Source organism: Cyclobacterium sp. SOCE241 (genome assembly GCF_056867545.1).
The window spans coordinates 1,510,425-1,524,239 of record NZ_CP149779.1 but is presented as its reverse complement, the minus strand read 5'-3'; the positions used below and the strand labels follow the sequence as shown (position 1 = coordinate 1,524,239).

At 40.1% G+C, this 13,815-nt stretch carries 11 protein-coding genes and 1 pseudogene; all 12 read left to right on the top strand.

The features are described from left to right. Nucleotides 1–11: 11 nt before the first annotated feature. The 12 genes and pseudogenes from WG932_RS07450 (at nucleotide 12) to WG932_RS07395 (ending at nucleotide 13,081) form a co-directional block, all read left to right on the top strand. On the top strand, nucleotides 12–962 hold the full coding sequence (locus tag WG932_RS07450) for a RagB/SusD family nutrient uptake outer membrane protein (RefSeq protein ID WP_483087501.1): 951 nt from the start codon (nucleotides 12–14) through the stop codon (nucleotides 960–962). Further along, a complete protein-coding gene (locus WG932_RS07445; RefSeq protein WP_483087500.1) occupies nucleotides 872–1,552 on the top strand; it encodes a RagB/SusD family nutrient uptake outer membrane protein in 681 nt (226 codons plus the stop codon). Before WG932_RS07450 ends, WG932_RS07445 begins: the two co-directional genes overlap by 91 nt. A 23-nt stretch (nucleotides 1,553–1,575) precedes the next feature. Continuing rightward, complete coding sequence (locus tag WG932_RS07440; RefSeq protein WP_483087499.1) at nucleotides 1,576–2,661, top strand: LamG domain-containing protein; 1,086 nt, start codon at nucleotides 1,576–1,578, stop codon at nucleotides 2,659–2,661. 138 nt (nucleotides 2,662–2,799) lie between these two features. Beyond that, nucleotides 2,800–4,686 carry a glucoamylase family protein gene (locus WG932_RS07435; protein ID WP_483087498.1) on the top strand — a complete coding sequence of 629 codons (1,887 nt, stop codon included), beginning with the start codon at nucleotides 2,800–2,802 and terminating at the stop codon, nucleotides 4,684–4,686. A 37-nt stretch (nucleotides 4,687–4,723) separates the two neighbouring features. Continuing rightward, nucleotides 4,724–6,307 (top strand): glucoamylase family protein, encoded by a 1,584-nt coding sequence (locus tag WG932_RS07430; protein ID WP_483087497.1) that lies wholly within the window; start codon nucleotides 4,724–4,726, stop codon nucleotides 6,305–6,307. Between the two features lie 448 nt (nucleotides 6,308–6,755). After that, nucleotides 6,756–7,301, top strand: coding sequence for a hypothetical protein (locus tag WG932_RS07425; RefSeq protein WP_483087496.1), 546 nt, complete (start codon nucleotides 6,756–6,758; stop codon nucleotides 7,299–7,301). A 208-nt stretch (nucleotides 7,302–7,509) separates the two neighbouring features. Continuing rightward, the gene (locus tag WG932_RS07420) at nucleotides 7,510–7,965 is read left to right on the top strand and encodes a hypothetical protein (RefSeq protein WP_483087495.1); all 456 of its coding nucleotides are present in this window, start codon (nucleotides 7,510–7,512) and stop codon (nucleotides 7,963–7,965) included. Continuing rightward, nucleotides 7,932–9,737: an Eco57I restriction-modification methylase domain-containing protein gene (locus tag WG932_RS07415; protein ID WP_483087494.1), complete on the top strand. Its 1,806-nt coding sequence runs from the start codon at nucleotides 7,932–7,934 to the stop codon at nucleotides 9,735–9,737. Before WG932_RS07420 ends, WG932_RS07415 begins: the two co-directional genes overlap by 34 nt. 23 nt (nucleotides 9,738–9,760) lie before the next feature. Next, nucleotides 9,761–9,931 carry a hypothetical protein gene (locus WG932_RS07410; protein ID WP_483087493.1) on the top strand — a complete coding sequence of 57 codons (171 nt, stop codon included), beginning with the start codon at nucleotides 9,761–9,763 and terminating at the stop codon, nucleotides 9,929–9,931. 180 nt (nucleotides 9,932–10,111) lie between these two features. Continuing rightward, nucleotides 10,112–10,657: a hypothetical protein gene (locus tag WG932_RS07405; protein WP_483087492.1), complete on the top strand. Its 546-nt coding sequence runs from the start codon at nucleotides 10,112–10,114 to the stop codon at nucleotides 10,655–10,657. A 199-nt stretch (nucleotides 10,658–10,856) separates the two neighbouring features. Then, a pseudogene (locus WG932_RS07400) lies at nucleotides 10,857–12,028 on the top strand (IS256 family transposase); the annotation flags it as partial. A 582-nt stretch (nucleotides 12,029–12,610) separates the two neighbouring features. Then, nucleotides 12,611–13,081 carry a hypothetical protein gene (locus WG932_RS07395; RefSeq protein ID WP_483087491.1) on the top strand — a complete coding sequence of 157 codons (471 nt, stop codon included), beginning with the start codon at nucleotides 12,611–12,613 and terminating at the stop codon, nucleotides 13,079–13,081. Nucleotides 13,082–13,815 lie beyond the last annotated feature (734 nt).

Genomic DNA, 13,815 nt, shown 5'->3' with positions numbered 1-13,815 from the left:
TCGAAACAAAGATGAGAAATAAAAAATATAAAATCGTTTTGTTTTTGGCTTTGATTTTAGGATTGGGAGGTCAATCCTGTACAGATTTGTTGGATGAACCTCTGGAAAATAAATTTATTGCCGAAAATACTGATTACACGCAGTTTGAAAATATGGATTTGCTGCTTTATGGGGCATACAATGAATTTTATTCCCTTCAGTGGGAAAGTTTCCCTATCATAAGTGTTAGAGGAGATGATGTAAATGCAGGAGGGGATCAAGTTCCTTTGACAGAAACTGATAATTTTCAGTACAATAGGAGTTTTTGGATGTACAACTCTACTTGGCTTAACCTTTACTCAGACCTCCTTTTTTGGCATGGCGCCATGGAGGAAATTGAAAAATACAGAGAGGCCGGAGCTAATGAAGCTGATGCTCGCCAATATATTGCTGAAATCAAGGTGCTGAGGGCTTACGAACTGATGTATTTGGCTAAACTTTGGGGTTCAGTATTGATCCCAAATTCATCAGAGCCAAGCCATCTTTTTAATGTTGAGCTTTCAGATTTTGACGCAGTAATGGATCATATATCTTTACAAATGGATGAAGCCATTCCCGACCTTCCCAGTGTTCATCCCAATCAACGGTCAAAAGTACGTGGTGGAGTAACCCGCTATACAGCTTTGGCAGTGAAAGCTTTGGCCAATTTAGAAATGAAAAATTACCCGGAAGTAGTAAATGCCACAGATGAAATCATTGGAAGTGGATTGTTTACCCTAGAGCCTGATTATTACCAGCTATTTAAACTTCCCGGAAAACTTAATGATGAGAATTTATTGGAGTTGCAATATTCGGATTTTGGTCAGGCAAGCGGAACCAATACCAGGTATTTATGGGATTTTTCGGCCCTGCCAATTGGACTCCGACTGTTGCCGGTGCCGGAGGAGGATGGGGCTTTTGGGAGCCATCTCTTAAGTATGTAAAATTCATGCTAGACCGAAATGAGCAAGAAAGATTATCTACAACTGTGCTATTTACCCCGGATGGTATCGCCGAAATTCAAGCGGATCCTGCCTATTCCACCCTGCCCAATTGGGTAAGCAACAGCAGTGAAGATGGAGATGTTTTTAACAATCATCCCAGGTATAATTTCCTCAGTGGAAAACATTACCTGCCTTCTACCCAACTTACACCCGGACGATTCTCTTATGGAGAAAATAAAAATTTCACCTGCATTAGATATGCTGAGATCCTACTCATTCATGCTGAAGCGTTGGTAAGTGGGGCCTCAGGTGGGGTGATTTCTGCAGATGAAGCCGTAAATCTGGTACGAAACAGATCAGGCCTAGGAAACCTTTCTGGTGTTGATCTTGATTCAGTTTTGGATGAAAAATTTGCTGAATTTGGCATGGAATGGGGTATACGTTATTATGATTTGGTTCGCCATGACAAAACCGATGCCCTTAATTATGGGGGAAGAACCTATGATGCCGGCTCAGATAGATTCTTACCATATCCCCTTGAGCAGCAGGATATTTTACCTCAAATCAAAGAGGCGGCAAACAATAATTAATGAGAAAAATAAAATGTAATCCAATGATAAAGTATAGGTTAAGTTTTATTGTTTTGATGTCTATAATCATCGGTTCATGTACAGATGGATACATTGATGATATCGACTATGTGGCACCGGGCTCGGATAATGAGGCCCCTGAAATCACTGTCAATTTCCCAAGTGAAGGAACTCAAATTCGTGTTGTTGAGGATGTGACCGACATAAATATAGACTTGGAGGTAATTGATGATATTGAAATCGAGAGGGTCTCATTGGTTATGGATGGAAGTGAAATTGCCAGTTTCAATGATTTTCCCGATTATAGGAGGTTTTTATCTGTATACAATTTCGAAGGCCTAACCAATGGGCAACATTTGCTTGAAGTAACGGCCACAGACATGTCCGGTAAATCTGCTACTGAGTCCATCACTTTTGAAAAATCGGAGCCCTATCAACCCATTTATGACAATGAGGTGTTTTACTTGCCATTTGATGGTGATTATGTGGAATTGATTCAGCTTTTATCTCCTGATATTGCTGGTGCGCCGGCCTTTGCCGATGGCATTGTGTCCAAAGCTTATGCCGGAAATACCGACTCCTATCTGAAATTCCCTACTGAAGGCTTGAAGAGCAACTCATTTAGTGCCGTCTTCTGGTACAAGGTTAACGCCGATCCGGACAGGGCAGGCCTTCTGGTGATGGGACCTCCGGATGAAGCCAATCCATCAGCAATGAACAATAGAACCTCAGGCTTTAGGCTGTTTAGAGAAAACGCCGGAGGCATGCAACGGATAAAATTAAATATAGGAACAGGCACAGGTGAAAGTTGGTTTGATGGCGGTGCTGCTGCCGATATTGATCCAAGCACCGGCGAATGGAGTCATATTGCCTTTACGATCGGTCCGGATCAAGCTACTGTTTATATCGATGGTGAAGTAGTTAGTCAAAACGGTTTTCCGGGTATAGACTGGACGGGGTGTGACTTATTGTCTGTTGGCTCCGGAGCTCCCAGGTTTGCAGGCTGGGGTCATTTATCTACTTCAGGCTTGATTGATGAGCTGAGGATTTTTGATTCCGTATTGAGCCAAGAAGAAATAAAAGGGATTATTTCTACTGAAAGTAATTAAGCCGTACACTGAATGGTAGCCTGAATTATCGGGCGGGCTACCATTTTTTATTTTCTACCCCATGCCTAGAATAACTTATTGCTTTTTTTCCTTATTATATTCTTTTCCTGTCAGGAGGAAACAGTCGAACAGCCTATTTTGCAAGTAACAAAGGTAATGGCAGGATCTCTGGTCTTAAGTCAGGATTACGATCAAAATTCTGGAATAGAGACCAATGAAAGCATTACCATATATTTTTCTTCTGCAGTTGATCAGGTCAATTTGGAGGAATCTATTCAGCTAAAGGAAAAAGAATCCGGCCAATCAGTAAATTTTAATCTTAACTTCTTCAGTGAAAATAAGGAGGTAAGCATTCAGATTATTGGTTTGATGAAACCCGGTACCACCTATGTGCTAGAAATAGAGCAGGGGCTCAATGGGACCATGGAAGGTCTTTTCTTGGGCTATAATGTAAACTATACCACCAAATCAGCAGCTTCAAGCCTAGTGGATTTTGAGATCCAAGGCGCCGAATGGATTGGAAATCGCCGGTGGGCAAATGCGGCCGTCTCCTTTTCCCTAAAACTCACTTTCTCTAAGCCTACCGCCCTTACATTGGAGCACCTTGAATTAACACAGGATGGAGTGGCCAGGGAACTGCTATTAGAGGCAGGAGATGATGATGTCTTCTGGTTCGTAAAAAGTGCCAATAAATTAAGGGATTTTAAGAAGCATACCTTTACAATCAGAGACCTTGCTCAAGCCGGTGAATCTAAAGTTCTGGAAGCGTTTACCTTGGAATTTTATACCGGGAAATCGGAAGAAAATAAGTTTCCGGCTTTGGATAATTCGGCCTTATTAACACTTATTCAGGAACAAACCTTTAAATATTTCTGGGATTTTGCCCATCCGCACAGTGGCATGATCAGGGAAAGAAATACATCAGGAGATCTTGTGACCACAGGGGGAACGGGCTTTGGAATGATGGCTCTTATTGTTGGAGTAGAAAGAGGCTTTATCAGTAGAAGTGAAGGTGTGGAAAGGTGGAGAAAAGTGGTAGATTTTTTGTCTAAAGCTGACCGGTTTCATGGAGTTTGGCCTCATTGGTTGAATGGAAATACAGGGCAAGTGATTCCTTTCAGTCCCAAAGACGATGGGGGAGACCTTGTAGAAACGGCATTGTTAATCCAAGGATTGTTGACGGTAAAAGAATACTTGGATCCCAACAATACAAAGGAAAATGAAATCATAGGAAAGATCAATGAGCTGTGGGAGGAAGTTGAATGGGACTGGTATACCAGAGGAGGTCAGAACAAATTGTTCTGGCATTGGTCCCCCAATCATGTCTGGGACATGAACTTGCCTGTGACAGGCTACAATGAGGCTTTGATTGTATATGTTTTGGCAGCAGCTTCTCCAACCCATGCTATTGACGCAGAGGTGTACCACCAGGGTTGGGCCAGGTCCGGGGCTATAGTCAATGGCAAAACCTATTTCGATCAGACCTTACCTTTAGGGCCTGAGATGGGAGGCCCTCTGTTTTATTCGCATTACTCATTTTTGGGTTTAGACCCCAGATCTCTTCAAGATCAATATGCAAACTATTGGGATCAGAATGTGAGTCACAGTAAGATCCATAGGGCCTATTCAGTACAAAATAGTTTGGGATTTGTAGGGTACAGTGCGGAAATGTGGGGACTCACAGCCAGCGATAACCAAGAAGGGTATAGTGCCCATTCTCCAACAAATGATTTAGGAGTTGTGACACCAACAGCAGCCCTTTCGGCCATGCCCTATACCTCGGAAGCTTCTATGGAAGCACTCAAATTCTATTATTATAGTTTGGGTGACAGGTTATGGGGAGAATATGGCTTTTATGATGCCTTTAACCTTACAGAGAATTGGATTGCAGATAGTTATCTGGCCATAGATCAGGGGCCAATAATTATTATGATTGAAAACCACAGAAGCGGATTATTATGGAATCAATTTATGAAAAATGAACAGGTGAAAGAAGGCCTGGATAAGTTAGGATTTACTTATTAAAATTGATACATGGTCTGGCCATTAAAATACAAATAAAATGAAGAAGATATTCAACGCATATTTTATTATTCTCGGGATTGGACTGCTTGTTTTAGGCTGCACCGAAAAAGAGGTCTCATCTAATAGGATCCTAGCCAAAGGCTATGCCAGGCATGTAGAATTGCAATGGGAGCCTGTCCTAGGAGCTGAATCTTATACCGTTTTCGTTAAAAAGGAAGACAGCGATTATACGGAAAGAGCAAGTATAAAAGATACAATTTACCTTGATTTTGTCAATGATTTGGGAACTGAGCTTACACTTTCTTATAAGGTGGAAGCACAGTTGAAGGATGACTCAGAGAGTTTGGGAGAAGCTACCGTTGCTACCCGATCCATGACGGATGAAGAACTATTGGACATGGTGCAGTATTACACATTTCGGTATTTTTGGGAAGGTGCAGAACCCAATTCCGGAATGGCTAGGGAGCGTATTCATATGGATGGAAACTATCCCCAAAATGACCAAAATGTAGTGACCACAGGAGGGACAGGATTTGGACTATTTGGTCTGATTGCCGGAATTGAGAGAGCTTGGGTGAGCAGAGAAGAAGGTTTCAAGCGTTTTGAGCGCATTGTTGATTTTTTGTCTAAAGCAGACAGGTTTCATGGAGTCTGGTCCCATTGGATCCATGGGGAAAACGGTAAAGTGAAGCCTTTTGGTAGCGATGATGATGGGGGAGACTTGGTTGAATCTGCCTTCTTGATGCAGGGCCTTTTGGCAGTAAGGGAATATTATAACAACGGCAATGAGCAAGAGAAAGCATTGGCCCTAAAGATAGACGAACTTTGGAAGGCAATGGATTGGACCTGGTATACTCAGGGCGGGCAAGATATACTGTATTGGCACTGGTCTCCTAATTTTGGTTGGCAGAAGAATTTTGGCATAAAGGGCTACGATGAATGTATGATTACCTATGTGTTGGCAACATCCTCTCCAACCCATGCTGTGCCGGCTTCGGTCTACCATAAAGGCTGGGCAAGGGATGGTGACATTGTAGGGAACACTGAGGCCTATGGATACCAACTGCCCCTCAAACACAACGGATCCCCTGAGTATGGTGGCCCATTGTTCTGGTCCCATTATTCTTATTTGGGTTTGGATCCAAGAGGATTGTCCGACCAATATGCTAACTATTGGGAAAACAACCGCAATCATACATTGATCAACCGACAATGGTGTGTGGAAAATGATGGAGGATTTAAGGGCTATGGGGAAGACCTTTGGGGCTTAACGGCAAGTTATACGGTAACAGGTTATGCTGCCCATAAGCCGGGATCGGATTTGGGGGTAATTTCGCCGACTGCAGCCTTGTCCTCCATACCTTATACCCCGGAGGAAAGCATGGCAGTGATCCGGAATTTGTATTACAATTATGGTGAAAAGGTTTTTGGCCGTTATGGGTTTTATGATGCCTTAAGTCCGGAAAAGGATTGGTATCCACAGCGGTATTTGGCCATCGATCAGGGGCCTATAGTGGCCATGATAGAGAATTATCGCACAGGTTTGGGATGGGATTTATTTATGGCTGCCCCTGAGGTGCAAGAAGGTTTGGACAAGCTAGGGTTTAGTGTTTCTGAGTAATCGCTATTCCAAACGCTTTCAAATCCCTCCGCCACGGCGGAGGGTAAGGGGGTTATTACGGTAGGATATTATTTTCACAAGCTCGTATTTTAGCATGTTCACGAAAAAATCCCCCAAAATCTCCCTTTGAAAGAAAGGGGGATTTTGGTTTTTCAGGACTTATGAATACATTCCTGATTTAATAATTTAACTGACCACTTTAATTGTATCATTCAAGCTTTGGTCTTATAAGTGACTGTTTTAATTAACTTCGATACCATTTAATGATAAATTAAGGGAATATAGCCCCTATGGGTCATTTTTTATATAAAATCATTAAAAGCACAAGATTGAAAGTATAGATTTAATAGAAATCTTAGGAATCATACTTATATTGGTAGTTTATATGCTAAGCCCAACATTGAAGGCTTTAGACCTTGTTAAACTTTAAGCCCACTTGTAACTTTTAATGGCGCTATTTCAAAATTCCGTACGCAAAAAACACATCGCAGCACAGGATCATCCCGCTATGCAGGAGGCCTTTGAGCGGTATCGAAAGTATTTTCACAATCCTCTTATCCATTCCAATATCCGGGCGGCCAAAGAGGAACAGTTTCAGGAAGGTTTTCTTCGAGAACTCTTTGTCAATATTCTCGGGTATACCATCAATCCCAACCCTGATTATAACCTGACCACAGAACTGAAAAACATCAAGGATGCAAAAAAAACAGATGGTGCCATTCTCAAAGAAGGCAATGCCATAGCTGTAATTGAACTCAAAGGTACCGACACCAAAGACCTCGAAAAGATCCGAGATCAGGCCTTTAATTATAAGAACAACCAACCGAATTGCCATTACGTCATTACCAGCAACTTTGAGAAGCTTCGATTCTATATAGACAATGCCATTGACTTTTTGGAATTCAATGTTTTCTCTTTGCAGTGGGAAGACTTTACCCTTTTCTGGCTTCTCCTCCAAAAGGATAACCTCCTAAGCCATCTACCCAAAAAGTAAAAGAGGAGTCTTTACTTGTCGAGGAACAAATCACCAAAAAACTCTACGCTGATTATTCCTCCTTTAAGCAGGAACTCTGGCAAGACACAGTGGCCCGGAATCCAGAGCAGGATGAATTGGAGCTTTACAAAAAAGCCAAAAACTACTCGATCGATTCCTTTTTATCTTCTTTGCTGAGGACAAGGGGCTGTTACCTCCCAACTCCATCATGGAAATCGTCCGGCAGTGGAACCATCTCAAAGAATTGGATGCTTATGCGCCACTCTATGAGCGGTTCTTAAAATACTTTGGCTACCTCAATACGGGGAGAGTGCAGCCCGGAAAAGCCGAAATCCATGCCTACAATGGTGGGCTTTTTGCACCTGATCCAATTCTGGATTCTTTAAAAATTTCTGATGAGGTGCTCGAAAGGCACGTTAAAAAACTTACCGAATACGATTTCGAGTCAGAAGTAGACACCAATATCCTTGGGCATATCTTCGAACACAGTCTAAACGACATCGAGAATGTCCGCGCTTCACTCGAAGGCACTGCCATAGACAAAAGCAAAACCAAGCGTAAGAAAGACGGTGTTTTCTATACCCCGAAATACATTACCAAATACATCGTAGACAATACGCTTGGAAAGTTATGCGAGGAAAAAAGAAAGCCTATGAAATCGTAGACGAGGATTTTGCTGAAGGTAAGCGGGGCAGGCAGAAGAAAACCATCCAAAAACTAAAAGAGAAATTAGACCAATACAGGGGATGGCTACTGCAATTGACCATCTGTGATCCGGCCTGTGGTTCAGGAGCATTTCTTAACCAAGTACTGGAATTCCTAATCGCTGAGCATCGCTACCTGGACGAACTCGAATCCCAACTCTTCGGCACGCCTATGGTTTTGCCCAATGTGGAAAACCAAATCCTCGAAAACAACATTTTCGGTGTGGATATCAATGAGGAATCGGTGGAGATTGCCCGCCTTTCCCTCTGGCTTCGTACCGCTAAAAAAGGCCGCAAACTCAGCAGTCTCAATTCAAATATTAAAGTCGGCAACTCCCTAATCGACGATCCCGAAGTGGCCGGAGACCTGGCTTTTAATTGGGAGAAGGAATTTCCAAAGGTGTTCGATCCGTCATTGCGAGGAACGAAGCAATCTGGTTTTGATGTGGTGGTGGGTAATCCACCTTATGTTAGGGCAGAACTTTTAGGGGGAATTATAGAATTGCTTTCAAAGGAATATGAAGTTTATCATCCTGCCAGTGACTTATTTGCTTATTTCTATGAATTGGGAACGAGGTTGATCAAATCTGAAATCGGAATAATGGGTTTTATCTCAAATACTTTTGATAAGACAAAAGCTGGACAAGTCTTAAGAGCCTATCTGAAAGATAAAACCAGATTTTGGGAGTACATAGATTTTACAGAAGTTCAGATCTTTGAAGGAGCTACGACTTATCCTGTAATTATTATCCTTAATAAGAATCGTAAAGAGAATAGTACCTTTTCATATGTTAAAATACTGAAATCAGCACAAAACATAACCATAGATATACCACAACATGAAACGGTTAATGTTGTCCAATCTTCTCTCAAGGATGCTTCTTGGTCTTTTAATTCGGTAGAGGTTTGGAAAATTTTAAATAAAATTTCTGAGTTCAAAACTGTAAAAGAAAATTTTGGAAAATGTTATTACGGTGTTAAGACTGCGTTAAATGAAGCTTTTATTATTAAAAGTGAAGAGCCTTCTAGTGCCAACTTGAAGCCCATTTATGAAGGTAAAGACATAGAAAAATGGAATACACCAAGATCGAATCAACAGCTTATATTTTTTCCAAGTGGATGGACAAAAAAGAAATATGGCTTAGAAATAACCGAATTTGAAGCTATTCAAAAATTACAAATTGATTATCCACATCTTGTAAATAGTTTACTCCCTTTTGAGGTATCTGCCAAGAAAAGATATGATCAAGGTGAATTTTGGTGGGAATTAAGGAACTGTGCTTATTATAATTTATTTGAAGAGCCAAAAATTATATTTCCAAATCTTCAAAATTCAAATAAGTTTTCATTTGATGATAAAAGTATATATGTAAATGCTCCTGCCGTATTTTTACCGAACGATAGAAAGACCCTTCTTTGCATTTTAAATTCCAAAGTAGTTTGGATGTTTCTAAAATCAATCTGTGTTGTCAGAAGTGGGGGATACATAGAAGTAAAGCCACAATATTTTGAGCAGATTCCTATTCCTGAGATTAAGAATGAAGATCAATTTGAAAAATTGGCTGATCTAATTATTGAAGCAACGGATTCCAATCAAAAGGTAATTGCTTCATTTTTAAACCACGTCCAATCCAAATTCTCCATCTCCAAACCCTCCACGAAACTAAAAAACTGGCCAACTTTAGATTTTAAAGTATTTTTGGCAGAGTTAAAAAAGCCAAGGTCAAATTAAGTCTGCCGGAAGAAGCCGAATGGATGGCTTATTTCAACGAACAAAAAGCCAAAGCCCAAGAACTACAAACAGAAATCAACCGCATAGACCAAGAAATTGATCAGTTGGTGTATCAATTGTATGGATTGACGGAGGATGAGATTAAGATTGTGGAAGGGGTGATGGGTGAACCATCTAAAGGAAATAATTATTAGCGAAAACGCTTGGAAAATTCTTTTTGAGTTTGCCAAAATTCTTGTAGTATTCCTCTTAGGTCTTTTTTCTAGTTTTCTGATTAATCGAAGAATCAAAAAAAGAAATTGCGTAGAATCCGGGAATTCTATATTTCATGGATTAATTTTTCCCTTGAGTCAGTAGACCGGCAAGTAGTTTTATTGACAAATCAAATTAAAGAACTGTCTGACTCTAAATCTCCAAAGCTTATTTTTAACCAAAATCAATTACATAAGTTAGCCTCAATCAATAATGAAGAATTATTCGATGCATTTGTTTTAAGTAATAAAGGAAATAGTAAGGTTAATTCAATTAATTTACATCGTTTAGAAAGTCACATAGATTTTTTGATACTTTCTATTCGGGAGGTAAAAGAAAAATTCTTTGATACTCGTGACAAAAAAGAGGTTTGGAATCAAAAATGGAGTCAAAAAGTTGCAGAGTTTCATAGTATTGTTTACCAGTTTTTCCTTATAAATCCTGAATCAATTTATGTGGATCAAATTTTAGAATTGAAAACAAATATCGATAAATCCTATAATGTAAATAATGAGTCCAATAAATTTTTCATGAAAAATTATGTTTATCCGATCAAATCTATTTTTCAGAAACAGATTAAGGATGATACTTCAGGTATATGTTATGAAGGATTTGAAATAAGTGAATCCCTTAACATGTTATGTATGGAAAAGGAAGAATTTTTTTAAGCTATGAAAGATATTTGATACATTATGAAAAAGAATTGAAAGATACAATTAAAAAAATTGAAGAGATAATAAACTATTTCGAAAGAGACTGTAATCTTAACTCTGTCTAAGCTTGGAATTTAGTTTTAAATTTTATAAGTATAAGACATGAGTACACAAGAAAAAAGAAAGCCTAAAAGAAAGCATTAAGACAATTTAAAAAAACGGAGAGCCCCTATTTGGTAAAGATGGAGCGTTTGCTCCCATGCTGAAAGAGTTTCTCGAAGAAGCTCTTGAAGCGGAGATGGAAGGTCATCTGAGAAGCGATGAATCTGGCCGTGAGGCTGGAAATAAGCGTAATGGCAAGGGGCGGAAGACTGTCAAGAGCAGTCATGGGGAAGTTGATATCGAGACACCTCAAGATCGCCATAGTATTTCCAGCCCCAGATTATTGAAAAGCGACAACGTATCCTGGCAGACAACCTGAGAAGCAAATCATTGCTATGTACGGTTTAGGTAACAGCCTACGGGATATTCAGGATCATATTTCTGAGATGTACGATACGGAGATATCCACCCATGTCTACAGCGAGATCACTGACCGGGTTGTACCAAAGGTAAAGCAGTGGCAGAGCCGTCCTCTTGATCTGGTATATTGTATTGTTTGGCTTGATGCGATGCATTTTAAGGTCCGGGAAGAGGGAAAGGTCCAACACAAGGCGCTGTACAATGTGTTGGGTATCAACAAGGAAGGCAGGAAGGAGATCTTAGGAATGTATATTTCTGAAAAGCGAAGGAGCCAATTTCTGGCTACAGGTACTTACAGACCTAAATAATCGTGGTGTCGAAGACATCTTAATAGCCTGTACCGACAACTTGACCGGCTTTACTCAGGCCATTCATTCAATTTTCCCAAAAGCCGACATCCAACTCTGTGTGGTTCACCAGATCCGTAATAGCCTCAAGTATGGCCAGTAAAGAGCAAAAGGTCTTTATGAAGGATCTAAAATTGGTCTACCAGGCTGATACTAAAGATCAGGCAGAAACAGCTCTATTGGATTTGGAGGAAAAATGGGGAAAGAAATATCCAGTGGTGATTCGTTCCTGGAATGATAACTGGACCGATTGAGTACCTACTTTGAGTATAGCCAGCCCATAAGACGACTGATCTATACCACAAACACCGTAGAAGGCTTTCACAGACAAGTACGGAAGGTAACCAAGACCAAAGGAGCCTTCACCTCTGATATGGCCTTAATGAAGCTTGTATATCTGGTCACTAGGCGGATTGAGAAAAAGTGGACATCACCTTTGCAGAATTGGGGCTTGACAGTCCAGCAATTAGCTATTAGATTTGAGGGAATTAGAACTGATCTGAACACAGAGACCTAAAAAAATAGTGAATTCTCCTTCGGGGGGCTAGCCCCCCGAAGGGAAGCCAGACAGAGTTGAGCTAACACTCCCTTTCGAAAACGAGAATTAAGATTAATTTTTTTTGATTTTCTTTTATTTTTTGGAAGAAAATAGAATTAAATTTCGCCCCTGCAGGGCTTAGGTTGCAATACTGATTTTCCACACAGGGCTTCACCCTGTGCTATTATATCTGACCCTTTCAGGGCCGGGTTGTTTTGAAGGAGTTGCTGTTTAACCTTATTGAATTTTTAATTAAGAATGCTCTTATATTCCTGGTATTTTTCATTTTAGCCTTGATAGGGCATAGTAACCTAGCATAGGGTGTCAGCCCTGTGGAAATAGGTGAAAATTTAAATCCTGAGGAAAGGGTGGCAATCTCAGTTTGTCCCTTTCAGGATCCGGATAATTTCGGTTAAAATTCAAATTATTGAAAGATAAATAAATAAATCCATCTTTTCATATTAACTATTTAGTAAATTTCATATTAACTTATTTGCATTTTAAAACCTAAAAAAGTAATTTGAATAGAATTAATTATGTTTTATCCTAAATAACCATCTTATGATTACGAAAAATGCAGTTTCTATTCAATTTCCGGAAGCCGATCTTCAGGCGGTAAAAGAAGCTTTGGCCACCTTAAAAACCATCCTTGGTCCACAGCTGATTGCACTTAGCCCATCCGAGCGTCAGACAGTACCCAAAATGAGTGATGGCACCCTTCCCTTTGTGGAAAAGGTAATGGATTATGCCCAATCAGACAATCAGTTTTTACCTCCTTACGTTGATTTGAAAGAATTGGAGAAAGACTGGATGGCTGTAAAAGAGCTGATGCCGCTGCTAAGAGATTTGCAGCAGTTGGAAAGCAATCTAAACGATACCCTGATGATGGCAGGCTCAGAGGCCTATGTGGGAGCGCTCAGTTATTACAATTCAGTGAAGTATGGTGCCAAAGTAAATGCTGCCGATGCCAAGGTGATTTTTGAAGACCTGAAACAAAGATTTGATAAATCAGCAAATAGGGCATCCAATTGAACTGAAACCTAAAAAAGAAAAGTTGCTTATGTCACCTACAACAAGTTGATAGGTACAGTCGGGATGTTTCAGGCTGTACCTATTTTTTTTGTCTTCTTTTTCTTGAAAAATACTATATCTCTTGTCAACGTTCTACTTAAAAGACAGTTTCTAGCATGTTTTTACTTCGCTCTTGCGTTTATTTCCTTCATTCTTGTCAGTTTTTACTGCAAAGCTGAACCTAAAAACACGAATATTTAACCAAAAAGCCGAACATTTCCACTTTTTAACTTCAACTCCCCACTTCCTAACTGCTCGCTTCCATATAAAAACCTGACAGGAGGAGTTCCGAAGTCCCCTTACCCACTTCCGAAGTACCCCAAATCGTTTTTGAGAGCAGCATTTTCCGGTAAAAATGTCAGTCTTTTTAGATATTAATCAAAATGCTGTCATTTTTTAGTGGAAATTTTCAGTTTTGAGGTGAAAAGCCCCACTTCTGAACTCCAACGTTTGAGTTTATAACCTCAAGCTTGTCAGTTTTAAGTCCACCTACCTATTTGCGAAGTGGGGGAGGTGACTTTTTAAGTGGATAGGGGGACTTATGAAGTACCCCTATTTGGGATAAAGCCCATTGTTTTCCTAACAGATAGGTGTCAAAATTTTCTTAAAAGCCCTTAGCTTTTAGATTGGTCTGAGAAAGTGAAATGTAAAAATGTATTCGCTAATACAAACGATACAAATCCCTCCGCCACGGC

Bases quoted from the DNA above. Each gene is read 5' to 3' on its own strand.
- WG932_RS07425 (WP_483087496.1), top strand. From the start codon at position 6,756: ATGGCGCTATTTCAAAATTCCGTACGCAAAAAACACATCGCAGCACAG.
- WG932_RS07445 (WP_483087500.1), top strand. From the start codon at position 872: ATGGGATTTTTCGGCCCTGCCAATTGGACTCCGACTGTTGCCGGTGCC.
- WG932_RS07410 (WP_483087493.1), top strand. From the start codon at position 9,761: ATGGCTTATTTCAACGAACAAAAAGCCAAAGCCCAAGAACTACAAACA.
- WG932_RS07450 (WP_483087501.1), top strand. From the start codon at position 12: ATGAGAAATAAAAAATATAAAATCGTTTTGTTTTTGGCTTTGATTTTA.
- WG932_RS07440 (WP_483087499.1), top strand. From the start codon at position 1,576: ATGATAAAGTATAGGTTAAGTTTTATTGTTTTGATGTCTATAATCATC.
- WG932_RS07415 (WP_483087494.1), top strand. From the start codon at position 7,932: ATGCGAGGAAAAAAGAAAGCCTATGAAATCGTAGACGAGGATTTTGCT.
- WG932_RS07420 (WP_483087495.1), top strand. From the start codon at position 7,510: ATGGAAATCGTCCGGCAGTGGAACCATCTCAAAGAATTGGATGCTTAT.
- WG932_RS07395 (WP_483087491.1), top strand. From the start codon at position 12,611: ATGATTACGAAAAATGCAGTTTCTATTCAATTTCCGGAAGCCGATCTT.
- WG932_RS07430 (WP_483087497.1), top strand. From the start codon at position 4,724: ATGAAGAAGATATTCAACGCATATTTTATTATTCTCGGGATTGGACTG.